Origin of the sequence: Micromonospora sp. NPDC047465 (assembly GCF_040643125.1) — a bacterium.
Taxonomy (GTDB): domain Bacteria; phylum Actinomycetota; class Actinomycetes; order Mycobacteriales; family Micromonosporaceae; genus Micromonospora.
In genome coordinates this window covers 51,501-72,958 of record NZ_JBEYTP010000024.1, presented here as the reverse complement: position 1 = coordinate 72,958, position 21,458 = coordinate 51,501, and the positions used below count along the sequence as shown (strand labels likewise).

Genomic DNA, 21,458 nt, shown 5'->3' with positions numbered 1-21,458 from the left:
GTGAGCCGGTCCTGCGAGCCCCGCAGTCGCGAACGGAAGGCGACACGGTGAGCGCGAGGAGTGAGCCGGTCCTGCGAGCCCCGCAGTCGCGAACGGAAGGCGACACGGTGAGCGCGAGGAGTGAGCCGGTCCTGCGAGCCCCGCAGTCGCGAACGGGAGGCGGCGCAGTGAGCGCCTATCCGTTCAGCGCGGTGCTGGGCATGGACGACATGCGGCTCGCCCTGCTGCTCAACGCGGTCTCCCCGGCGATCGGCGGGGTGCTCGTCCGCGGCGAGAAGGGCACCGCCAAGTCGACGGCCGTGCGGGCCCTGGCCGCGCTGCTGCCGCCCGTGGACCGGGTGGCCGGCTGCCGCTTCGCCTGCGACCCCGCCGCCCCCGACCCGTCCTGCCCGGACGGCCCGCACCCCGACGGGCCGGCCGCCGAGCGGCGTCCCGCCCGGCTGGTGGAGCTGCCGGTCGGCGCGGCCGAGGACCGGGTGGTCGGCTCGCTCGACCTGGAGAAGGCGCTCGGCGAGGGCGTCCGCGCCTTCGAGCCGGGCCTGCTCGCCGCCGCCCACCGCGGCGTGCTCTACGTCGACGAGGTCAACCTGCTCCACGACCACCTGGTGGACCTGCTCCTCGACGCCGCGGCGATGGGCCGTTGCCACGTGGAGCGGGAGGGCGTCTCGGTCAGCCACGCGTCCCGGTTCCTGCTGGTCGGCACGATGAACCCGGAGGAGGGGGAGCTGCGCCCGCAGCTGCTGGACCGGTTCGGGCTGACCGTGGAGGTCGGGGCCAGCCGCGACCCGGCCGTACGCGTCGAGGTGGTCCGCCGCCGGCTCGCCGCCGACGCCGACCCGGCCGGCTTCGCCGCCCGCTGGGCCGACGCCGACGCGCAGGTCGCCCGCCGGGTCGCCGCCGCCCGGCAGCGGCTGGAGCGGGTGCTGCTGCCCGACGCCGCGCTGCGCCGGATCGCCGAGGTGTGCGCGGCGTTCGACGTGGACGGCATGCGCGCCGACATCGTCACCGCCCGCACCGCGCTGGCGCACGCCGCCTGGCACGGCCGGGACGTGGTCACGGTGGAGGACGTCCGGGTCGCCGCCCGGCTGGCGCTGCCGCACCGCCGCCGCCGGGACCCGTTCGACACGCCCGGACTGGACGAGAAGCGCCTCGACGAGGCCCTGGACCGGGCCGGCGACGACGATCCCGACGACCCGGGTGGCCCCGGCGGTCCCGGCGACGGCCCGTCCGGCGGGCCCGACGGTCCCGGCCCGCACGGCGGCCCGGGCGGCCCCGGCCGCACCCCTGACGACGGCGGATCCGGCGGGACACCGCCGGCCGGTCGCGACGAGCCGGGCCCCGGGCGCGGCGAGGCCGCCGACGGGGACGGCGGCGACGGCCCGGTGCCCGACAGCGGCGACCCGGCGCAGGGCCGGTACGACGACGACCCGCCCGGCCCGGCCGACGGAGGCCCGGTCGATGGCGGCGGTCCCGGGCCGACCGGCTCGGCGGACGGCCGGCCCGGCGCCGGCGGGCAGGCGGTGGCCGTACCCCGGCAGGGGCTCAAGGCGCGGCTGCTCACCGCGCCCGGGATCGGCGACGGGGTGCCCGGCCGACGCTCCCGCGCCCGCACCGGGCGGGGCCGCACCACCGGGGCACGGGTGCCGGCCGGCCGGGCCGGGGCGCTGCACCTGCCGGCGACCCTGCGAGCCGCCGCCCCGCACCAGGGCGCCCGGGGGCGCGTCGCCGGGCCGCTGCGGCTGCGCCCCGACGACGTCCGCGAGGCCGTCCGCGAGGGACGCGAGGGCAACCTGGTGCTCTTCGTGGTCGACGCCAGCGGCTCGATGGGCGCCCGGGCGCGGATGGCCGCCGTCAAGGGCGCCGTGCTCGCCCTGCTCACCGACGCCTACCAGCGCCGGGACAAGGTCGCGGTGGTCGCCTTCCGGGGAGCCGCCGCGCAGACCCTGCTGCCGGCCACCTCCTCGGTGCTCGCGGCCTCGACGCGGCTGGCCGAGCTGCCCACCGGCGGGCGTACGCCGCTGGCCGAGGGGCTGCTCGCCGCCGCCGACCTGCTGCGGGTGGAGCGGCTGCGCGATCCGCGCCGCCGCCCCCTGGTGCTGGTCGTCACCGACGGCCGCGCCACCGCCGGGGAGCGCCCGCTCGACCGGTCGGCCCGCGCGGCGGCCGTGCTCGCCGCCACCGGCGCCCCCTGCGTCGTCGTGGACTGCGAGAGCGGCCCCGTCCGCCTCGGCCTGGCCCGCCGCCTCGCCGCCCAACTCGGCGCCGACCACCACCGGCTCGAGGAGGTCGCCACCGCCCCCCTCACCGACCTCGCCGCCGCCACCGCCGTGGCGCAGAACAGGAGTGTTGCCTGATGCCGCAGGGGAAGCCGTCCCACGTGCCCGCCGACGGGTTGACCACGCGGCAGCGACGCAACCGGCCGCTGCTGCTGGTCCACACCGGACAGATGAAGGGGAAGTCGACCGCCGCGTTCGGGCTGGCGCTGCGCGCCTGGACCGCCGGGCTGCCGATCGGGGTGTTCCAGTTCGTCAAGAGCGCCAAGTGGCGGGTGGGCGAGGAGAACGCCTTCCGCGCCCTCGGCGAGGTGCACGAGCGCACCGGGCAGGGCGCCCCGGTGGCCTGGCACAAGATGGGCGAGGGCTGGTCCTGGATCCAGCGCGGCGGCGAGGCCGACCACGCCGCCGACGCCCTGGAGGGCTGGCGGCAGATCCAGCGCGACCTGGCCGCCGAGCGCTACGGCCTGTACGTGCTCGACGAGTTCACCTACCCGATGAAATGGGGCTGGGTGGACGTCGACGAGGTGGTCGACACCCTCGCGAACCGCCCCGGGTTCCAACACGTCGTCGTCACCGGCCGCGACGCCGACCCGCGCCTGGTCGACGCCGCCGACCTGGTCGCCGAGCTGACGAAGGTCAAGCACCCGATGGACGCCGGCCAGAAGGGCCAGAAGGGCATCGAGTGGTGACGGTCGAGCCGGGGGCGCCGTGGGCGCTGCCCCGGGTGGTGGTCGCCGCACCCGCCAGCGGGCACGGCAAGACCACCGTCGCCACCGGGCTGCTCGCCGCGCTGCGCCGCCGTGGCCTGGTCGTCAGCCCGCACAAGGTCGGCCCGGACTACATCGACCCCGGCTACCACGCGCTCGCCGCCGGTCGCCCCGGCCGCAACCTCGACCCGTGGCTGGTCGGCGAGGAGCGGATCGCGCCGCTGCTGCGGCACGGCGCCGCCACCCCGACGCCCGCCGACATCGCCGTGGTCGAGGGGGTGATGGGGCTGCACGACGGCGCGGTCGGCCGCCGCGGGTACGCCTCCACCGCGCACGTCGCCCGGCTCGTTGACGCGCCGGTGCTGCTGGTGCTGGACACCACCGCGCAGGGCCGTTCCGCCGCCGCGCTCGCCCTGGGCATGGCCGCGTTCGACCCCGGCGTGCGGATCGGCGGGGTGATCCTCAACCGGGTCGGCTCTGCCCGGCACGAGTCCCTGCTGCGCGACGCCCTCGCCGAGGTGGACGTGCCGGTGCTCGGGGCGGTCAGCCGCGCCGCCGAGGTCGCCGCCCCGGCGCGTCACCTCGGGCTGGTGCCCGTCGCCGAGCGGGCGCCGGAGTCGCTGGCCATCGTGGCCGCCCTCGCCGACCTCGTGGCGTCCACCGTGGACCTCGACGCGGTGCTCGACCTGGCCCGCACCGCCGGGCCGCTGAGCGTGCCCGCCTGGGACCCGGCCGCCGCCGTCGGCGGCCCCGTCGGCGGCGAGCGTCCGGTGGTCGCGGTCGCCGGTGGGCCGGCCTTCACCTTCTCCTACGCCGAGACCGCCGAGCTGCTCGCCGCCGCCGGCGCCGCCGTCGTCCCCTTCGACCCGTTGCGCGACGCCGGCCTGCCCGCCGGCACCCGCGCGGTGGTCGTCGGCGGCGGCTTCCCCGAGGCGTACGCGCCGCAGCTCGCCGACAACGCCACCCTCCGCGCCGAGCTGGCCGGCTTCGACGGACCGGTCGTCGCCGAGTGCGCCGGGCTGCTCTACCTCGGCCGGTCCCTCGACGGCGTGCCCATGTGCGGCCGGCTCGACCTCACCGCCCGGATGACCGACCGGCTCACCCTCGGCTACCGGGACGCCGTCGCCGTCACCGGCTCCCCGCTGCACCGCCCCGGCGAGCCGGTACGCGGCCACGAGTTCCACCGCACCGCCACCGACCCGGGGCACGGCGACCGGCCGGCGTGGCGCTGGGACGGCGCCGACCACGGCTTCGTCGCCGGCCGGGTGCACGCCTCCTACCTGCACACCCACTGGGCCGGGCACCCGTACGCCGCCCGCCGCCTGGTCGAGGCGGCGAGCCGGTGACCGCGCAGGAGCACGGCGAGCGGGTGGCCGGGCACGACGGCGGCGAGCCGGTGAGCGCGCGCGGCGGGACGCCGGGCGGGGACGCCCCCACCGCCACGCTGACCGGGGTGGGGGTCGGTCCCGGCGACCCGGAACTGCTCACCCTCCGGGCGGTCCGGGTGCTGGCCGAGGCCGACCACGTGTTCGTACCGGTGATGGACCGCCTCGCCGCGGACGGCGACGCGCCGCCCGGGCGGGCCGAGACCACCGTGGCCGCGCACGTCGCGCCGGACCGGCTGCGCCGGCTGCCGTTCGCCCTCGACGACCGGGGCGGGGTGACCGCGCGCCGGGAACGGGCGTGGGACGAGGCCGCGCGGGCCGTGGTGGAGGCGGTCGACGGCGGCGCCCGCGCCATCGCCTTCGCCACCATCGGCGACCCGAACGTCTACTCCACCTTCGGCTACCTGGCGCAGACCGTCCGCGCCCGCCGCCCGGCGGTCGAGGTGCGCACGGTCCCCGGGATCACCGCCATGCAGGACCTGGCGGCGCGCAGCGGCGTCCCGCTCTGCGAGGGGCGGGAGCCGCTGACCCTGCTGCCGGCCACCGCCGGGCTGGCGCTCTTCGCCGACGCGCTCGCCGGCCCCGGCACCGTCGTGGCCTACAAGGGCTGGCGGCGGCACGCCGAGCTGGTCGCCGAGCTGCGCCGGCAGGGCCGCCTCGGCGACGCCGTGCTGGGCCGGGGCCTCGGGCTGCCCGACGAGCGGATCGGCCCCGTCGCCGACGCCGCCGACGACCTGCCGTACCTGTCGACGCTGCTGGTCCCCGCCCGCCGGGACCGTAGGGGAGGAAAACTGTGACCACCGCGCCGATCGCGGACCGCGCCGACGACGGCGGGCCGACCAGCACGGGCAAGGTGTGGTTCGTCGGGGCCGGCCCCGGCGCGGCCGACCTGCTGACCCTGCGCGCCGCCCGGGTGATCGGGGCGGCCGACGTGGTGGTCTGGGCGGCCAGCCTGGTCCACGCCGACGTGCTCGCCCACGCCCGCCCCGACGCGGAGATCGTCGACTCGTCGCGGCTGCCGATCGAGGGGGTGCTGCCGCTCTACCGGCGGGCCGCCGCCGAGGGGCTGACCGTGGCGCGGATCCACTCCGGCGACCCGGCGCTGTGGGGCGCGGTGCAGGAGCAGCTCGACCTGTGCCGGGCGCTCGGGCTGGCCGTCGAGATCGTCCCGGGCGTCTCGTCGTTCACCGCCGTCGCGGCGATCGTCGGCCGGGAGCTCACCATCCCCGAGGTCGCCCAGTCGGTGATCCTGACCCGGCTGGAGGGCGGCAAGACCCCGATGCCGCCGGGCGAGCGGGTCCGCGAGTTCGCCCGGCACGGCACCACCATGGCGCTGTTCCTCTCCGCCGCCCGCTCCGGGCAGGCGCAGGCCGAGCTGCTGGCCGGCGGCTACCCGCCCGACACCCCGGTCGTGGTGGCGTACCAGGCGACCTGGCCGGACGAGCTGGTGGTGCGGTGCGCCCTCGGCGACCTGGAGGCCACGGTCAAGGAGCACAAGCTCTGGAAGCACACCCTCTTCCTGGTCGGCCAGGCGCTCGCCGCCGCCGGCACCCGCTCGCACCTCTACCACCCCGGGCACTTCCACACGTTCCGGCGGGCCGAGCCGGCCGCCCGCGCCGACCTGCGCCGCGCCCGGGCCACCGGCGGGACGGCGGGGGACGGGCACGCCGGATGACGTACGCCGAGCCGCCGCTGCGCGAGCCGGACCTGCCGCGTACGGCGAAGGTCCGGCCCACCGCGCTGCGCACGGGCTGGACCACCGGCGCCTGCGCGACGGCGGCGGCGAAGGCGGCGGTGACCGCCCTGGTCACCGGCGTGCCGCAGCGGGAGGTGGAGATCGGGCTGCCCGCCGGCCGCCGGGTCCGCTTCCCGGTGGCCCGCTGCGAGGTCCACGCCGGCAGGTCGGCGGAGGCCGTGGTGGTCAAGGACGCCGGCGACGACCCCGACGTCACGCACGGCGCCGAGCTGACCGTCACCGTCGGCTGGCGGGACGTGCCCGGGCTGCGGCTCGACGGCGGGCCGGGCGTCGGCACGGTCACGAAGCCGGGCCTCGGGCTGCCCGTCGGCGGGCCGGCGATCAACGAGACCCCGCGCCGGATGATCGGCCAGGCCGTCGCCGAGGTGGTCGACCTGGCCGAGGTGGGCGTCCGGGTGGTGGTCAGCGTGCCGCGCGGCGAGATCATGGCCCGCAAGACCACCAACCGGCGGCTCGGCATCCTCGGCGGCATCTCCATCCTCGGCACCACCGGCATCGTGCGGCCGTTCTCCACCGCCTCCTGGCGGGCCAGCGTGGTGCAGGCGGTGCACGTGATGGCCGCCCAGGGGGAGCGGACGGTGGTGCTGTGCACCGGCGGGCGCACCGAGCGGGCCGCCCGCGCGCTGCTGCCGGAGCTGCCCGAGGTGTGCTTCGTCGAGGTCGGCGACTTCACCGGCGCGGCGGTCACCGCCGCCGTCGGCGACCGGATGACCGGGGTGGTCTTCGTCGGGATGGCCGGCAAGCTGGCGAAGCTCGCCGCCGGCATCCTGATGACCCACTACACCCGGTCCAAGGTGGACCTGTCCCTGCTCGGCGACGTCACCGCCGAGGCGGGCGGCGACCCCGACCTGGTGGCGGCGGTCGCCGCGGCGAACACCGGGCGGCACGCGTACGAGCTGTGGGAGGCCGCCGGGTTGCTCGGCGCCGCCGGTGACCTGCTCTGCCGGCGGGTACGCCAGGTGCTGCTCCGGTTCGCCGGGAACGCGGTCACCGTCGACGTGGCGATGGTGGACTTCGCGGGCGACCGGGTCGTCGCCTCGTCGGGCCGGTGGGCGGCGTGACCGGAAGCCCGCCCGCCGGGGGCACCGGGCCGGCCGTGACCGTGGTGGGGATCGACGCCGGAGGGGGGCCGCCGCACCCCGCCGCCGCGCCCGCGCTCGCCGGGGCCCGGCTGGTGGTGGGCGCGGCCCGGCACCTGGCCGCCGTACGCCTGCCGGCCGGCGCCGACACCGTCGCCCTCGGGCCGCTCGCGCCGGCGCTGGACCGGCTGGCCGCCGCCGTCGCCGCCGGAACGGACGCGGTCGTGCTGGCCAGCGGCGATCCCGGGCTGTTCGGCGTCGTCCGGCGGCTGCGGGCGGCCGGGCTGCCGCTGCGGGTGCTCCCGGCCGTGTCCAGCGTGGCCGCCGCGTTCGCCCGCGCCGGGCTGCCCTGGGACGGCGCGGCCGTGGTCACCGCCCACGGCCGGGACCCGCGACCTGCGCTGAACGCCTGCCGGGCGCTGCCCGCCGTCGCGGTGCTCACCGCCCCCGGCGCCGGGGCCGCCGAGCTGGGCGCCGGTCTGGTCGGCTGGGCCCGCCGGCTGGTCGTCGCCGAGCACCTCGGCACTGACGCCGAGCGGCTCACCGAGACCACCCCCGAGGCGGCCGCCGCCCGCGTCTGGGCCGACCCGCACGTGCTGCTCAGCCTCGCCGGGGAGCCCGGGGCCGCCGGGATGCGGGCGGACAACCAGCCGGCTGCCGCGCCGGCCGGCGGGTGGGCGCTGCCCGAGTCCGCCTACGCGCACCGCGACTCGATGATCACCAAGTCGGAGGTACGCGCCCTCGCCGTGGCCCGGCTGCGCCCCCGCCTCGGTCGGCTGGTCTGGGACGTCGGCGCGGGCAGCGGCTCGGTCGGCATCGAGTGCGCCCTGCTCGGCGCGGCCGTGGTCGCCGTCGACCGCGACCCGGCGGCGCCGGTCCGCGCCAACGCCGCCCGGCACGGCGTCGACGTCAAGGTGGTGGTCGGCACCGCCCCCGGGGCGCTGCACGGGCTGCCCGACCCGGACGCCGTCTTCGTCGGTGGTGGCGGCACCGACGTGCTGGCCGTCGTGGCGCACCGCCGGCCGGACCGGGTGGTGGTGACCCTCGCCGCCGTCGACCGGGTCGCCCCGGCGGTCGGGCTGCTGCGCGCCGGCGGCTACGCCGTGGAGGGCGTCCAGCTCTCCGCCGCCCGCCTCGCCGACCTGCCCGGCGGATCCATTCGACTCGCGGCCACCAACCCGGTGGTCGTCCTCACCGGGGAGCGCCCGTGAACCACCCGCCCACCACCACGGACCAGCCGACCCGGATCGGCCTGGTCGCCGCCACCGCCGCCGGGCGGCGGCACGCCCGCACCCTCGCCGACGCCTGGCCGCAGGCCCGCCTGGTCACGGCGGACACCGTCGCGGACGCGCTGCGCGCCGCCTGGGCCGAGTGCGACGCGGTGGTGGCGTTCCTGGCCACCGGGGCGGTGGTGCGCATCCTCGCGCCGCTGCTCGGCGACAAGCACACCGACCCGGCCGTGGTGGTGGTCGACGAGGCGGCCCGGCACGCGGTCGCGCTGCTCGGCGGGCACGCCGGGGGCGCCAACGACCTCGCCGGGCGGGTCGGCGCGGTGCTCGACGCGCGGCCGGTGGTCACCACCGCCAGCGACGCCGTCGGCCTGCCCGGGCTGGACACGCTCGGCTGGCCCGTCGAGGGCGCCGTCGCCGCCGTCGGCCGCGCCATCCTCGACGGCGAGCGGGTCACCCTCGTCGCCGACGCCGCCTGGCCGCTGCCCGCCCTGCCCGACAACGTGCGCCCCGCCCCGACGCCGGTCGTGCCCGCCGACCCGGCCCCGCCGGCCGCCCCGCCCGGCCCCGGTGCGCCGGCGGGCCCGGCCGGGCCCAGTGAGGCGGCCGGCCCGGCCGGGTCCGGTGCGCCGGTCGGCCCGGCCGGGCCCGGGGAGGCGGCCGGCGGCGGGTACCGGCTGCTGGTCACCGACCGGGTGGTGCCGCTCGACGACCGTACGGCCGTGCTGCGGCCCCCGTCGCTGGTCGCCGGGGTGGGGGCCAGCCGGGGCGTGCCCGCCGCCGAGGTGCGCGGCCTGCTGGACCGGGTGCTCGCCGAGGCCGGCCTCAGCCCGGCCAGCCTGCGGCACCTGGCCAGCGCCGACATCAAGGCCGACGAGGCGGGCATCCGGGCGACCGCCGACGCGCTCGGCGTACCCCTGGTGACGCATCCGGCGGCGGAGCTGGCGGCGGTCGACGTGCCGCACCCCAGCGAGGTGGTCCGCGCCGCCGTCGGCACCCCCAGCGTCGCCGAGGCGGCGGCGCTGCTCGGCGGCGACGCCGCGCTGCTGGTGCCGAAGACCGCGACGGCGATGGCCACCGTGGCGGTCGCCCGGCACGCCCCGCGCGGCCGGCTGGCGATCGTCGGCCTCGGGCCCGGCGCGCCCGACCTGCGCACCGCCCGCGCGGTGGCCGAGCTGCGCCGCGCCGCCGTGGTCGTCGGCCTCGACCAGTACGTCGACCAGGTCCGCGACCTGCTCCGCCCCGGCACCCGGGTGCTCGCCAGCGGCCTGGGCGCCGAGGAGGAACGGGCCCGTGCCGCCGTCGCCGAGGCCGTGGCCGGTCACGCCGTCGCGCTGGTCGGCTCCGGCGACGCCGGCGTGTACGCGATGGCCAGCCCCGCCCTGGAGTACGCCGACGAGCGGATCGACGTGGTCGGGGTGCCCGGGGTGACGGCCGCCCTCGCCGCCGGCGCCCTGCTCGGCGCGCCGCTCGGCCACGACCACGCCTACCTGAGCCTGTCCGACCTGCACACCCCGTGGGAGGTCATCGCGCGCCGGGTGGCCGCCGCGGCCGAGGGCGACTTCGTGGCGCTGCTCTACAACCCGCGCAGCCGCGCCCGCGACTGGCAGCTCGGCGCGGCGCTGGAGGTCTTCGCCGCGCACCGGCCGCCGGACACCCCGGTCGGGGTGGTGCGCAACGCCAGCCGACCCGACGAGCGGGTGCACCTGGCCACCCTGGCCGACCTCGACCCGGCGCTGGTCGACATGTACAGCGTCGTGGTGGTGGGCAGCAGCCAGACCCGGGTGGTCGCCGGCCGGATGGTCACCCCTCGGGGGTACCGGTGGCGGCGGTGACCATCGGCGCCTGCCAGGGCTGCGGCGCCTGCCTGCTCACCTGCCCGACGCACGCCATCCGACCGGTGCCCGGCGGCCTCGCCGTCCGCGCGGACCGCTGCACCGGCTGCCTGGAGTGCCTGGAGATCTGCCCGGTGGACGCCATCCGCGCCACCGGCACCGACGAACGTGGAGGAAGCCGATGAGTTCGACCGCGGTCAGCGCCGCACCCCCGGCCGGCCGGTGGAGCCGCGCCGAGCGGGTACGCCTCGGCGGCATCGTGCTCGCCGTCGCCGTGCTGCACGTCGCCGGCTGGAGTCTCTACCTGTACTGGAACAACCAGCCCGTCGCGGCCGGCGGCCTCGCCGGGGCCGGCACGCTGGCGTACCTGCTCGGGGTGCGGCACGCCTTCGACGCCGACCACATCGCGGCGATCGACGACACCACCCGGCTGATGCTGCTGCGCGGTCGGCGCCCGGTCGGCGTCGGCTTCTTCTTCGCCCTCGGGCACAGCGGGGTGGTGCTGCTGCTGGCGCTGGTCGTCGGCCTCGCCTCGGCCAACCTCGCCGGCCCCGGGCTGGCCGAGGCCCGCGAGGCGGGCGCGACCGTCGCGATCCTCACCGCCACGCTGTTCCTCGCCCTGGTCGCGGTGCTCAACGCGGCGGTGCTGGCCGGCCTGGCGCGGCTGTGGCGGCGGCTGCGCCACGGCGACCTGGACGAGCGCGAGCTGGACCTGCACCTGCTCAACCGGGGGCTGGTGCAGCGGGTGCTCGGCTCCCGGGCCCGCGCGCTGGTGCGCTCCTCCTGGCACATGGCGCCGGTCGGGTTCCTCTTCGGTCTCGGCCTGGAGACCGCCAGCGAGGTGACCCTGCTCGCCCTGTCGGCGAGCACCGCCGCCGCCGGCGGGCTGCCCGTGCTCGCCCTGCTCACCCTGCCGCTGCTCTTCGCCGCCGGCATGTCCGCCATGGACACCGCCGACAGCCTGCTGATGAGCCGCGCCTACTCGTGGGCGTACCGGCACCCGGCCCGGCGCCTCTACTACAACCTGGCCACCACGGCGGTGACCGTGCTGGTCGGCGGCCTGGTCGCCAGCGTCTACGCCGCCGGCCTCCTGGTCGACCACCTCGGGCTGTCGGCGCTGTCCCGGTACGCGGGGATCGCCGACCACTTCGAGCAGCTCGGGTACGCCGTCGTGGCGCTCTTCGTGTTCGCCTGGGCCGGCGCGGTGGCGCTGTGGAAGCTGCGCCGCTACGACGAGCGCTACGGTGCCGGGGCGGTGCGGCCGTGAGCCGCGTCGTGCACCCCATCGAGCGGGAGTCGTACCGGATCCTGCGCTCCCGGGTGGACCTCACGCACCTGCCGCCGCTGACCCGGGCCGTCACCGAGCGGGTGGTGCACGCCAGCGCCGACCTCGACTACGTCACCGACCTGGTCTGCGACGAGGCGGCCCTGGCCGGCGGGCTGGCCGCCCTGCGCGCGGGCGCGCCGGTGGTCACCGACGTGGCGATGGTGGCCGCCGGCATCACCGGTCGGCAGACGGTCTGCCCGGTCGCCGAGCCGGCCGCCGCCGACCTGGCCCGCGCGGCCGGGATCACCCGGTCGGCGGCGGCGGTGCGGCTCGCCCTGGAGCGGGTCGGCCCCGGCGCGGTGTGGGTGGTCGGCTGCGCACCGACCGCGCTGGAGGAACTGATCACCCTCGACGCCCGGCCGGCGCTGGTCGTCGGGCTGCCGGTGGGCTTCGTGGGTGCCGCCGAGTCGAAGGCGGCGCTGCGGGCCAGCGGCCTGCCCGGGGTGTCCAACCGGGGCGAGAAGGGCGGCTCGGCGGTCGCCGCCGCCGCCCTCAACGCCCTGCTGTACGTGGAGGAGGAGCAGTGACCGCTCTGGTCATCGTCGGGCACGGCACGCGCAGCGCGGCCGGGGTCGACCAGTTCGTGGCGTTCGTGGAGCGGGTCCGCCGGCGCGCCGCCGGCGCGGTCGGCGACGTCGAGGGCGGCTTCATCGAGCTGTCCCGGCCGCCGCTGACCGACGCGGTGGGCGCGCTCGTCGACCGGGGACACCGGTCGCTGGTGGCGCTGCCGCTGGTGCTGACCGCCGCCGGCCACGGCAAGGGCGACATCCCCGCCGCGCTGGCCCGCGAGCGGCAGCGCCACCCCGGGCTCAGCTACGCCTACGGCCGGCCGCTGGGCCCGCACCCGCTGCTGCACACCGCACTGGAGCAGCGCATCGACGCCGCGCTGGCCGGCGCCGACCGGGCCGGCACCTGGGTGGCGCTGATCGGGCGCGGCTCCACCGACCCGGACGCCAACGCCGAGGTGGCCAAGGTGGCCCGGCTGCTCTGGGAGGGGCGCGGCTACGCCGGCGTCGAGCCGGGCTTCATCTCGCTCGCGGAGCCGTCGGTGCCGGCGGTGCTGGACCGGCTGCGCCGGCTCGGCGCGCGGCGCATCGTCGTCGCGCCGTACTTCCTCTTCGCCGGCGTGCTGCCCGACCGGATCGTCGCCCAGTCGGCCGACTTCGCCGCCGCCCACCCCGAGCTGGACGTGCGGGTGGCCGACCTGATCGGCGACTGCGACGCCCTCGCCGACCTCGTCCTCGAACGGCACGCCGAGGCGCGCCGCGGCGACATCCGGATGAACTGCGACACCTGCGCGTACCGGGTGCTGATGCCGGGCTTCGCCGACAAGGTGGGCCGGCCGCAGACCCCGCACGACCACCCCGACGACCCGGTCGACGGCCACGGCCACCACCATCACGGGGACCACCACCATCACGGGGACCACCACCACGGTGGCCGTCACCACCACCACGACCAGCGGCCCGGCCTGCGCCCGGGACAGGTCGCGGTGGTGGGCGGCGGCCCCGGCCCCGACGACCTGATCACCGTACGGGGGAAGGCCCTGCTGGACAGCGCCGACGTGGTGGTCGCCGACCGGCTCGCCCCGCGCGGGCTGCTCACCGGGCTGCGCCCGGACGTGGTGGTGGTCGACGCCGCCAAGGTGCCGCGCGGGCCGTCGATGCCGCAGGACACCATCAACGACACCCTGATCGCGTACGCCCGCGCGGGCAAGCGGGTGGTCCGGCTCAAGGGCGGCGACCCGTACGTCTTCGGCCGGGGCCACGAAGAGGTCCAGGCGTGCGCCGCGGCCGGGGTCGAGACCGTGCTGGTACCCGGGGTGAGCAGCGCGGTGGCCGTGCCGGCCCTGGCCGGCGTCCCGGTCACCCACCGGGGCGTCGCCCACGACGTCACCGTCGTCTCCGGGCACCTGCCGCCGGGGCATCCCGACTCCCTGGTGGACTGGGTGGCGCTGGGCCGGTCCCGGGGCACCGTGGTGCTGCTGATGGCGGTGGACACCATCGCCAAGATCGCGGCGGTGCTGGTGGAGCACGGCCGCGCCCCGGACACTCCGGTGCTCGTCGTGGCCGACGGCGGCCAGCCGGGGCAGCGCACCTGGTCGTCCCGGCTGGACGAGGTGGGCGGGTTGGCCGCGCGGGAGGACGTCCGGCCGCCGGCGGTGTTCGTGCTCGGACCGGTGGTGCGGCTGCGGGAGACCGGCACGGCGGCCGGTCAGCCGGTGGCCGCGCGGGCGAGGGCGTAGCCGGCGGTGGCCGCGGCGAGGCCGGCGGCGACGCTGAGGGCCACGTTGGCCAGCGCGGCGTGCCGCCGTCCCGCCCGGGCCAGCCGCAGCGTCTCGTAGCTCAGGGTGGACCAGGTGGTCAGCGCCCCGCAGAAGCCGGTGCCGACCAGCGCCGTGAGTGCGGGGTCCGCCGGCAGGCCGGTGACCGCGCCGAGCAGCAGCGACCCGAGTACGTTGACCGCCAGCGTGCCCCACGGGAACCCGGTGCCGAAGCGGGCCTGCACGGCCCGGTCGGTGAGGTAGCGCAGCGGGGCGCCGAGCGCCGCGCCGAGCGCCACGAGCAGGGCGGTCACCGGCCGCTCCCGGCGAGCAGCCGCCCGGTGGCGGCCTCGCCGGCCCAGACCGCGAGCAGCGCGCCGACCAGCGTGGCGCCGAGGGAGGCCAGCGCGGTGCCGGGGGCGCCGGCGAGCAGCGCTTGGTGCGCGTCGACCGCGTAGGTGGAGAAGGTCGTGTACCCGCCGAGCACGCCCACGCCGAGGAACGGGCGGGCCAGCGGTCGGCCGCCGCCGGCGTGGCCGAGCACCGCCATCAGGCCACCGATCAGCAGGCACCCGCTCACGTTGACGCCGAAGGTGGCCCAGCCGAACGTGGCGGGGGAGTGCGGGACGGCGGCCTGCAGGCCGGCCCGGGCCAGCGCGCCGAGCACACCCCCGGCGGAGATGGCGGCGAGCACCGCCGCCGGGTGCGCGGTGAGCTCGTCGCGGTCGGCCGGGACCCGCAGGTCGACGTCCGGGTCGACGCGCGACGGCTCGGACGGGCCGGTCACGTCTCCTCCCACGGTGCCGTCGGCCGCCATCCGGCCGTCGCCGCAGCATAACGCCGGGTCGGCCGCGGACGGCCGACCCGTGCCGTGGTGCGCCGGCGTCAGCGCACCGCCGCGACGGCGGCGTCGGCGCCGCCGCGCCAGACCACGCCGGCCTCGGTGAAGCCGGCGTCGGTCAGCGCCGCCAGGTGCCAGGAGGCCGGCGGGTTCCACTCCGGGCTGTGCCCGGTCGGGTAGATCTCGCGCCGCCGTTCCACCAGTGGGGCGAGCGCCGGGTCGGCCGCGGCCCGCTCCCACCAGTCCGACCAGGAGAGCACGGCGCCGCTGGCGTACCGGGCCTCGCGCCGGGTCCGCGCGCTGTCCAGCAGGCGCTTGGTCAGCTCCGGCAGCGCGTCGTCGGGCATGTGGTCGGCGTTGAGCAGGATCCCGCCCGGACGCAGCACGCCGTGCAGCTCGGCGTAGAGGCGGGCCAGCCGCTCGCCCGGCAGCCAGTGCAGCGCGGTGGCGGTGAGCACCGCGTCGTACTCCCGCACCGGCAGCGCGGCCGTCCACTCCGGCTGCCCGAGGTCGGCCTCGACCACGGTGACCCGGTCGCCGAACGTCGACCTGGCGATGGCCAGCAGCGCCGGATCGAGGTCGACCAGGGTGATCTCGGCGTCGGGGAAGCGGCGCAGCGCCCGGGCGGAGATGGTGCCGGTGCCGCCGGCCAGGTCGAGCAGGCGGGGTCGCCCGCCGTCGAGGACCGCCTCGACCGCGTCGAGCATCGCGGTGAACCGGTGCTCCCGGTCCGGCAGGTACGCCTCCTGCTGCCGGTCCCAGCTCTCCTGCCAGGCGGCGACGTTGCTGATGTAAGGACTCATGGCGATGAGGGTAGTTACCGTCCCGGAGTGCTGTCCAGACCTTGTTGCCACTAATTTGCAACAGCGACAAGATTGCAGCGCGATGGTCCGGGTCGGGTCGGCGGGGCCCGGTCCGGCCGGCCCCGCTGCCGCCGGGCGGTCAGGTCGAGGCGACCAGTTCCCGCTCCGCCGGCCGCGCCACGGACTGCCGGCGGGCCAGTCGCAGGGCGGCCAGCAGCACGCCCAGGCCGGCCAGGGTGACCGCCGCGCCCGCCCAGATCGGGGCGGTGTAGCCGAGCCCGGCCGCGATCGTCGTCCCGCCCACCCACGCACCGAGGGCGTTGCCGACGTTGAAGGCCGCGATGTTCGCCCCGGAGGCCAGCGTCGGCGCCTGGTGGGCGTACCTCATGATCCGCATCTGCAGCGGGGGAACGGTGGCGAAGCCGAACCCGCCCATCAGCAGCAGCGAGGCCACGGTGAGCGGCTGGCTGCCGGCGGTCAGGGCGAAGAACGCGAGCACCACGGTCAGCGCCGCGAGCACGACGACCAGGGTGCGCGACAGCGACACGTCGGCGGCGCGACCGCCGAGCAGGTTTCCCACGAACAGGCCCACCCCGAAGAGCACCAGCAGCCACGGCACCGTCCCGGTGGCGAAGCCGCTGACCTCGGTCAGGGTGTACGCGATGTAGGTGAACGCGCCGAACATGCCGCCGAAGCCGAGAACGGTCACCGCGAGCGACAGCCACACCTGCGGATGGGTGAAGGCGCGCAGCTCGCCGCGGAGCCCGTCGGCGGGGCGGTCGGCGTCGCCGGTCGGGCGGGTCGGGACGAGCAGGGCCAGGCCGGCGAGCGCGACCACGCCGATGCCGGTGATCGCCCAGAACGTCGACCGCCAGCCGAGATGCTGGCCGAGGAAGGTGCCGAACGGTACGCCGAGCACGTTGGCCGTGGTCAGCCCGGCGAACATCAGCGCGATGGCGCCCGCGCGCCGGGCCGGCGCGACCAGTCCGGCGGCGACCACGGCGCCGATGCCGAAGAACGCCCCGTGGCAGAGCGCGGCCACGATCCGGCCGGCCATCATCACGCCGTAGCCGTCGGCCAGGGCGGAGAGCAGGTTGCCGATGATGAAGAGCACCATCAGGCCGAGCAGCACCGGCTTGCGCGGCAGCCGGGTGACCGCCGCGGTCAGCGCCACGCCGCCGATCGCGACGCTGAGCGCGTAGCCGGAGATCAGCCACCCGGCGACCGACTCGGTCACCGCGAAGTCGGCGGCCACCTGGGGCAGCAGCCCCATGATCACGAACTCGGTGAGGCCGATGCCGAAGGCGCCGACGGCCAGCGCGAGCAGTCCACCGGGCAGGGACCGGTTCCGTCCAGACATGGTCTTCCGTTCCAGGAGAGAGAGGCAGATAGCTGGCGCATGCAACTACACGCGGAAGCAACGAAATAGTTGCACGCGCGGGATATCAGCGCAAGCCTGCTAGGCTGAGGGTCGAGCAGGTCACACCGCGAGGAGGTCGGATGGGCATCGGTGACGACGCCGTGGAGGTCCGCGCACAGGGCTGGCGCACCCTCGCCGCGCTGCACGGCCTCATCGAGGCGTCCCTGGAACGCGCGCTCCAGGCCGGGTACCAGCTCTCCGTGGTCGAGTACACGGTGCTCGACGCGCTCTCCCGCCAGGACGGCTGGCACATGCGGATGCGGCAGCTGGCCCGGGCCGCCGCGCTCTCCGACAGCGCCACCACCCGGCTGGTCACCCGCCTGGAGGACCGCGGCCTGCTCACCCGGGTCCTCTGCGCCGACGACCGACGCGGCATCTACACCGAGCTCACCCCCGCCGGGTGCGAGCTGCTCGCCCAGGCCCGCCCCACCCACGACCGGGTGCTGGCCGAGGCGCTGGCCGAGGCCGAGGCCGCACCGGAGCTTGCCCCGCTGGTCGACGCGCTGCACCGGCTCCCGGCGTCCCGCTGACCCGCCGCCACGCCGACCACCGCACGCCACGCCGTTCCGCCACGCCGACCCGCCGTTTCGGCAGCGCCGAGCCGGGGCACATGCCCGACAGGGGATTGTCGAGAGGGGGTCGTGATGGCGGAAACGACGACGCCAGCCCACGTGCGTCCGGCCGGTCCAGCGTCCGACGGGGGAAGTCCGTGCCGCAACGCCAGGCGGGCCGGAGGGCCGCCGTTCCGCAAGCCGCGCTGGCCCCGGGCGTACGCGTTCGCGCTGGTGACCGGGGCGCTGTTCCTGTTCTCCTGGATCGGCCAGTTCGTCTTCCAGGCGGTGGCGGAGAGCAACGAGGCGAGCCAGCACGGCCAGTCCTTCGCCTGGGCCGACTTCCTGCCGCAGTTCCTCGCCTCCACCTTCGAGAACTGGCAGTCCGAGTTCCTCCAGCTGATCTGGCAGGCCGCCGGCCTGGCCCTGTTCTACTACTGGGGCTCCTCCCAGTCCCGTGAGTCCGACGAGCGGATCGAAGCCAAGCTGGACGCGCTGCTGCGCGAGCGCGACCTGGACCCGGAGAACCCGTGACGTGTGGACGGCGCCACGACGCCGCCCGTTGACCTCAAGCCCGCTTCACCTCGGAGGCTTGACCACGTCGTGTCCGTCGCGGACGTGCTCTGGGTGGAGACGATGATCCGGCGCGGGCAGGGCGGCGAGTGCTTCCCCGTCCGGCCGCCGTACCGGCCGGGGGCCGGGGTCGCCGGCACCGTCGGCACCGTCGGCGCGGGGGTCGACCCGGGCTGGACCGGCCGGCGGGTGGTCACCAGGACCGACGAGCGGGGCGGCTACCTGGAACGCGCCGTGGCGGGGCGGATCGCGCCCCTGGTCGGCCAGACCTTCCCGTTGCACCGGGCCGCCGACCCCCATCGGGCGATCGAGGAGCGTGCCGCGATCGGCAAGACGCTGCTCACCGTCTGACCGCCGGGCCCGCCGGCCGTCCCGGCCGCCGGTGGTGCCGCGCCGCCGGCCGGCGTACGGTACCAAGATCGGCGGGCGGGGCGGCCCGGTTCCGGGGCGATCCGGACGTGTCGGTACGCGACCCCCGCCGCCGCGCCAGCGTGACGTGCAGGAGGCACCGATGCAGGACCGCACCCCGCGCCCCGAGGACCTGGAGCCGATCGAGCGGGCGAGCGTCGACGAGCTGCGGGCGGTGCAGCGGGAGCGGCTGCGCTGGTCGCTGCGGCACGCGTACGACAACGTGCCGCACTACCGCCGCGCCTTCGACGCCGCCGGGGTGCACCCCGACGACTGCCGGGACCTGGCCGACCTGGCCCGCTTCCCGTTCACCGGCAAGGCGGAGCTGCGGGAGAACTACCCGTTCGGCATGTTCGCCGTGCCGCGCGAACGCATCGCCCGGGTGCACGCCTCCTCCGGCACCACCGGCCGGCCGACGGTGGTCGGCTACACCGCCGACGACCTGCGGACCTGGGCCCGGCTGATGGCCCGGTCGATCCGGGCCGCCGGCGGCCGCCCCGGCGACCGCGTGCACGTCGCGTACGGCTACGGGCTGTTCACCGGCGGGCTCGGCGCGCACTACGGCGCGGAGGAGCTGGGCTGCACCGTCATCCCCGTCTCCGGCGGGATGACCGAACGCCAGGTGATGCTGATCCGGGACTTCGAGCCGGAGGTCATCATGGTGACCCCCAGCTACATGCTCGCGATCGTGGACGAGATGGAGCGGCAGGGGATCGACCCGCGCGCCACCTCGCTCCAGGTCGGTGTCTTCGGCGCGGAGCCGTGGACCGAGGACATGCGCCGGGAGATGGAACAGCGCCTCGACATGCACGCCGTGGACGTCTACGGCCTCTCCGAGGTGATGGGCCCGGGCGTGGCCAACGAGTGCGTGGAGACCAAGGACGGGCCGCACCTGTGGGAGGACCACTTCTATCCGGAGATCGTCGACCCGGTCACCGGGGAGGTGCTCCCCGACGGCGAGCGCGGCGAGTTGGTGCTCACCTCGCTCACGAAGGAGGCCATGCCGGTCGTCCGCTACCGGACCCGCGACCTGACCCGGCTGCTGCCCGGCACCGCCCGCCCGATGCGCCGGATCGAGAAGATCACCGGGCGCAGCGACGACATGATGATCGTGCGCGGGGTGAACGTCTTCCCCACCCAGATCGAGGAGCTGATCCTGCGTACGCCGCAGCTCTCGCCGCACTTCCAGTGCGTCCTCGGGCGGGAGGGGCGGCTGGACACGCTGACCGTCCGGGTGGAGCGGCGGGCGGGGGTGGCCGTCGAGGCCGCCGAGCGGGCCGGCGGGGCGCTGGTCGGGCTGGTCAAGGACACGATCGGAGTGAGCGTGGCGGTCGAGGTGGTCGCCCCGGACGGGGTGGAACGGTCGATGGGCAAGATGCGGCGGATCGTCGACCAGCGGCGGGGCGGCTGACATGGCGGGGCGCAACGCCGCGTACGACATGTTCGACGCCGACGCGGCGTCGAAGGGGCTCGGCATCGAGCTGGTGGACGCCGCCGACGGGGCGGCGGTGGCCCGGATGCGGGTGACCGGTGCGATGGTCAACGGCCACGCGATCGCCCACGGCGGCTTCGTCTTCCTGCTCGCCGACACCGCCTTCGCGCTGGCCTGCAACAGCCACGGTCCGGTCACCGTCGCCGCCGGCGGCGAGATCACCTTCGTCCGTCCCGCCCGCGAGGGCGACCTGCTGACCGCCCGCGCCACCGAGCGCACCCGGTACGGCCGCAGCGGCATCTACGACGTCACCGTCACCCGGGACGGCGGCGAGGTGGTCGCCGAGTTCCGGGGCCGCAGCCGCACCCTGCCGACGCCCGCCGGCTGAGCCTCGCGCCGGCGCCGATGCGTCCGACCTCGCCGCCCCCACGGGCGTTACCGGCGCGGCTAGCATCGGGCGGTGCGAGTTCTGGTGGTCTCCGCGCCGTTGATCGGGCACGTCTTCCCCCTGCTGCCGCTGGCCGCCGCGCTGCGCGACGCCGGGCACGAGGTGCTCGTCGCCACCGCCGCCGACGGCCTGCGGGCGGAGCAGTCCGGGCTGCCGGTGCGTGATGTCGCGCCGGCGTTCGACTTCGGCCGGATCGCCCGGGACGTCATGCTGCGCCACCCGCTGATCGCCCGGGCCGAGCTGGCCGGCACGGCCGGCACCCGGGGCGCGGCGCTGCTCTTCGGCGCGGTCAACGACCAGATCACCGACGGGGTGGTCGCCGTCGCCGCGCGGTGGAAGCCCGACCTGGTGGTCCACGAGCCGTTCGCGGTGGCCGGGGCGCTCGCCGCCGCGACGCGCGGCGTGCCCGCCGTACGCCAGGAGAACGCCCTCTTCGACGGCCGGGAGCTGGTCCGGGTCACCCTCGCGCGCCTGGGCGGGACCCTGCGCCGGCACGGCCTGACGGAGCTGCCGCCCCCGGCCGCCGCCATCGCCGTCGCCCCGCCCAGCGTGCGGCACCAGGACGGCTGGCCCATGCGCTACGCCGCCCACGCCGGCGGCGGCGACTTGCCGGGCTGGCTGCGCGAGCCGGGGGAGCGCCCGCGGGTGCTGGTCAGCCGCAGCACCGTCGCCGGCCCCGGCAGCGCCGGGCCGATGCCGGCGGTCGTCGCCGCCGCCGACCGGGTCGACGCCGAGTTCGTCCTGGTCCGCCCGGACGCGCGGCTGGCCCGCCGGGCGCTGCCCGGCAACGTGCGTACCGTCGACTGGATTCCGCTCGCCGAGGCCCTGCCGGCGAGCGCGGCGCTGGTCCACCACGGCGGCGCGGGCAGCGTCTTCACCGCGCTGACCGCGGGGGTGCCGCAGCTGGCCACCGTCGGGGCCGGCGACCGGCGGCACAACGCCGAGCTGGTGGCGGCGCGCGGCGCAGGAATCGCGGTCCGGGCCCGCGACATCACCGCCGACACCCTGACCCGGCTGGTCGGCGATCCGGCGCTGCGCGACGCGGCGAGGCAGGTCAGCGCCGAGATCGCCGCGATGCCGGGGCCGGCGGAGCTGGTGCGGCGGCTGGAGTCGCTGGCCTGACGC

21 protein-coding genes and 1 pseudogene are annotated in these 21,458 nt (G+C 77.3%); 18 read left to right on the top strand and 4 right to left on the bottom strand.

The window, feature by feature from the left end:
• Nucleotides 1–200: 200 nt before the first annotated feature.
• From ABZ793_RS21655 to cobA, 12 genes and pseudogenes are all read left to right on the top strand, one after another.
• A complete protein-coding gene (locus ABZ793_RS21655; RefSeq protein ID WP_357460106.1) occupies nt 201–2,354 on the top strand; it encodes a VWA domain-containing protein in 2,154 nt (717 codons plus the stop codon).
• Nucleotides 2,354–2,965: a cob(I)yrinic acid a,c-diamide adenosyltransferase gene (cobO, locus tag ABZ793_RS21650; RefSeq protein ID WP_357460027.1), complete on the top strand. Its 612-nt coding sequence runs from the start codon at nt 2,354–2,356 to the stop codon at nt 2,963–2,965. The genes ABZ793_RS21655 and cobO overlap by 1 nt, the downstream gene beginning before the upstream one ends.
• Entirely contained in the window at nt 2,962–4,329 is a 1,368-nt protein-coding gene (locus ABZ793_RS21645; RefSeq protein ID WP_357460024.1) for a cobyrinate a,c-diamide synthase, read from the top strand. The genes cobO and ABZ793_RS21645 overlap by 4 nt, the downstream gene beginning before the upstream one ends.
• A gap of 50 nt (nt 4,330–4,379) precedes the next feature.
• Entirely contained in the window at nt 4,380–5,165 is a 786-nt protein-coding gene (gene cobI / locus ABZ793_RS21640; RefSeq protein ID WP_357460103.1) for a precorrin-2 C(20)-methyltransferase, read from the top strand.
• Nucleotides 5,162–6,043, top strand: coding sequence for a precorrin-4 C(11)-methyltransferase (gene cobM / locus ABZ793_RS21635; RefSeq protein WP_357460021.1), 882 nt, complete (start codon nt 5,162–5,164; stop codon nt 6,041–6,043). Before cobI ends, cobM begins: the two co-directional genes overlap by 4 nt.
• Nucleotides 6,040–7,185 carry a cobalt-precorrin-5B (C(1))-methyltransferase gene (locus ABZ793_RS21630; protein WP_357460018.1) on the top strand — a complete coding sequence of 382 codons (1,146 nt, stop codon included), beginning with the start codon at nt 6,040–6,042 and terminating at the stop codon, nt 7,183–7,185. The genes cobM and ABZ793_RS21630 overlap by 4 nt, the downstream gene beginning before the upstream one ends.
• Nucleotides 7,173–8,414 (top strand): precorrin-6y C5,15-methyltransferase (decarboxylating) subunit CbiE, encoded by a 1,242-nt coding sequence (gene cbiE / locus ABZ793_RS21625; protein ID WP_357460016.1) that lies wholly within the window; start codon nt 7,173–7,175, stop codon nt 8,412–8,414. Before ABZ793_RS21630 ends, cbiE begins: the two co-directional genes overlap by 13 nt.
• Nucleotides 8,411–10,267: a precorrin-3B C(17)-methyltransferase gene (cobJ, locus tag ABZ793_RS21620; protein WP_357460013.1), complete on the top strand. Its 1,857-nt coding sequence runs from the start codon at nt 8,411–8,413 to the stop codon at nt 10,265–10,267. The genes cbiE and cobJ overlap by 4 nt, the downstream gene beginning before the upstream one ends.
• Nucleotides 10,255–10,425 (top strand): annotated as a pseudogene (locus tag ABZ793_RS21615) (4Fe-4S binding protein); the annotation flags it as partial. The gene cobJ and the pseudogene ABZ793_RS21615, both read left to right, overlap by 13 nt.
• Before the next feature lie 23 nt (nt 10,426–10,448).
• Nucleotides 10,449–11,534, top strand: coding sequence for a HoxN/HupN/NixA family nickel/cobalt transporter (locus ABZ793_RS21610; protein ID WP_357460011.1), 1,086 nt, complete (start codon nt 10,449–10,451; stop codon nt 11,532–11,534).
• Entirely contained in the window at nt 11,531–12,121 is a 591-nt protein-coding gene (locus ABZ793_RS21605) for a precorrin-8X methylmutase (RefSeq protein ID WP_357460009.1), read from the top strand. Before ABZ793_RS21610 ends, ABZ793_RS21605 begins: the two co-directional genes overlap by 4 nt.
• On the top strand, nt 12,118–13,839 hold the full coding sequence (gene cobA, locus ABZ793_RS21600) for a uroporphyrinogen-III C-methyltransferase (RefSeq protein WP_357460006.1): 1,722 nt from the start codon (nt 12,118–12,120) through the stop codon (nt 13,837–13,839). Before ABZ793_RS21605 ends, cobA begins: the two co-directional genes overlap by 4 nt.
• On the opposite strand, the gene crcB is transcribed toward cobA, so the two are convergent.
• The 4 genes from crcB to ABZ793_RS21580 form a co-directional block, all read right to left on the bottom strand.
• Nucleotides 13,809–14,171: a fluoride efflux transporter CrcB gene (gene crcB / locus ABZ793_RS21595; protein ID WP_357460003.1), complete on the bottom strand. Its 363-nt coding sequence runs from the start codon at nt 14,169–14,171 to the stop codon at nt 13,809–13,811. The two genes, cobA and crcB, sit on opposite strands and share 31 nt — an antisense overlap.
• Nucleotides 14,168–14,674 carry a CrcB family protein gene (locus ABZ793_RS21590; RefSeq protein ID WP_357460001.1) on the bottom strand — a complete coding sequence of 169 codons (507 nt, stop codon included), beginning with the start codon at nt 14,672–14,674 and terminating at the stop codon, nt 14,168–14,170. The genes crcB and ABZ793_RS21590 overlap by 4 nt, the downstream gene beginning before the upstream one ends.
• A gap of 68 nt (nt 14,675–14,742) precedes the next feature.
• Nucleotides 14,743–15,501: a class I SAM-dependent methyltransferase gene (locus tag ABZ793_RS21585; protein ID WP_357459999.1), complete on the bottom strand. Its 759-nt coding sequence runs from the start codon at nt 15,499–15,501 to the stop codon at nt 14,743–14,745.
• A 139-nt stretch (nt 15,502–15,640) separates the two neighbouring features.
• A complete protein-coding gene (locus ABZ793_RS21580; protein WP_357459997.1) occupies nt 15,641–16,861 on the bottom strand; it encodes an MFS transporter in 1,221 nt (406 codons plus the stop codon).
• 140 nt (nt 16,862–17,001) lie between these two features.
• Here ABZ793_RS21580 and ABZ793_RS21575 point away from each other — a divergent pair, with 140 nt between their 5' ends.
• The 6 genes from ABZ793_RS21575 (at nt 17,002) to ABZ793_RS21550 (ending at nt 21,455) form a co-directional block, all read left to right on the top strand.
• Nucleotides 17,002–17,451: a MarR family transcriptional regulator gene (locus ABZ793_RS21575; RefSeq protein ID WP_357459995.1), complete on the top strand. Its 450-nt coding sequence runs from the start codon at nt 17,002–17,004 to the stop codon at nt 17,449–17,451.
• Nucleotides 17,452–17,565: 114 nt separating this feature from the next.
• On the top strand, nt 17,566–18,006 hold the full coding sequence (locus ABZ793_RS21570) for a DUF6766 family protein (RefSeq protein WP_357459993.1): 441 nt from the start codon (nt 17,566–17,568) through the stop codon (nt 18,004–18,006).
• Nucleotides 18,007–18,075: 69 nt separating this feature from the next.
• The gene (locus ABZ793_RS21565) at nt 18,076–18,396 is read left to right on the top strand and encodes a hypothetical protein (protein ID WP_357459991.1); all 321 of its coding nucleotides are present in this window, start codon (nt 18,076–18,078) and stop codon (nt 18,394–18,396) included.
• Between the two features lie 160 nt (nt 18,397–18,556).
• Entirely contained in the window at nt 18,557–19,864 is a 1,308-nt protein-coding gene (gene paaK / locus ABZ793_RS21560; RefSeq protein ID WP_357459988.1) for a phenylacetate--CoA ligase PaaK, read from the top strand.
• Between the two features lies 1 nt (nt 19,865).
• Nucleotides 19,866–20,273, top strand: coding sequence for a hydroxyphenylacetyl-CoA thioesterase PaaI (gene paaI, locus ABZ793_RS21555; RefSeq protein WP_357459985.1), 408 nt, complete (start codon nt 19,866–19,868; stop codon nt 20,271–20,273).
• Nucleotides 20,274–20,345: 72 nt separating this feature from the next.
• Nucleotides 20,346–21,455, top strand: coding sequence for a nucleotide disphospho-sugar-binding domain-containing protein (locus ABZ793_RS21550; RefSeq protein ID WP_357459982.1), 1,110 nt, complete (start codon nt 20,346–20,348; stop codon nt 21,453–21,455).
• Nucleotides 21,456–21,458 lie beyond the last annotated feature (3 nt).

Bases quoted from the DNA above. Each gene is read 5' to 3' on its own strand.
- ABZ793_RS21575 (WP_357459995.1), top strand. From the start codon at position 17,002: ATGGGCATCGGTGACGACGCCGTGGAGGTCCGCGCACAGGGCTGGCGC.
- ABZ793_RS21580 (WP_357459997.1), bottom strand. From the start codon at position 16,861: ATGTCTGGACGGAACCGGTCCCTGCCCGGTGGACTGCTCGCGCTGGCC.
- ABZ793_RS21585 (WP_357459999.1), bottom strand. From the start codon at position 15,501: ATGAGTCCTTACATCAGCAACGTCGCCGCCTGGCAGGAGAGCTGGGAC.
- paaI (WP_357459985.1), top strand. From the start codon at position 19,866: ATGGCGGGGCGCAACGCCGCGTACGACATGTTCGACGCCGACGCGGCG.
- ABZ793_RS21655 (WP_357460106.1), top strand. From the start codon at position 201: ATGGACGACATGCGGCTCGCCCTGCTGCTCAACGCGGTCTCCCCGGCG.
- cobO (WP_357460027.1), top strand. From the start codon at position 2,354: ATGCCGCAGGGGAAGCCGTCCCACGTGCCCGCCGACGGGTTGACCACG.
- ABZ793_RS21570 (WP_357459993.1), top strand. From the start codon at position 17,566: ATGGCGGAAACGACGACGCCAGCCCACGTGCGTCCGGCCGGTCCAGCG.
- ABZ793_RS21610 (WP_357460011.1), top strand. From the start codon at position 10,449: ATGAGTTCGACCGCGGTCAGCGCCGCACCCCCGGCCGGCCGGTGGAGC.
- ABZ793_RS21590 (WP_357460001.1), bottom strand. From the start codon at position 14,674: ATGGCGGCCGACGGCACCGTGGGAGGAGACGTGACCGGCCCGTCCGAG.
- paaK (WP_357459988.1), top strand. From the start codon at position 18,557: ATGCAGGACCGCACCCCGCGCCCCGAGGACCTGGAGCCGATCGAGCGG.
- ABZ793_RS21630 (WP_357460018.1), top strand. From the start codon at position 6,040: ATGACGTACGCCGAGCCGCCGCTGCGCGAGCCGGACCTGCCGCGTACG.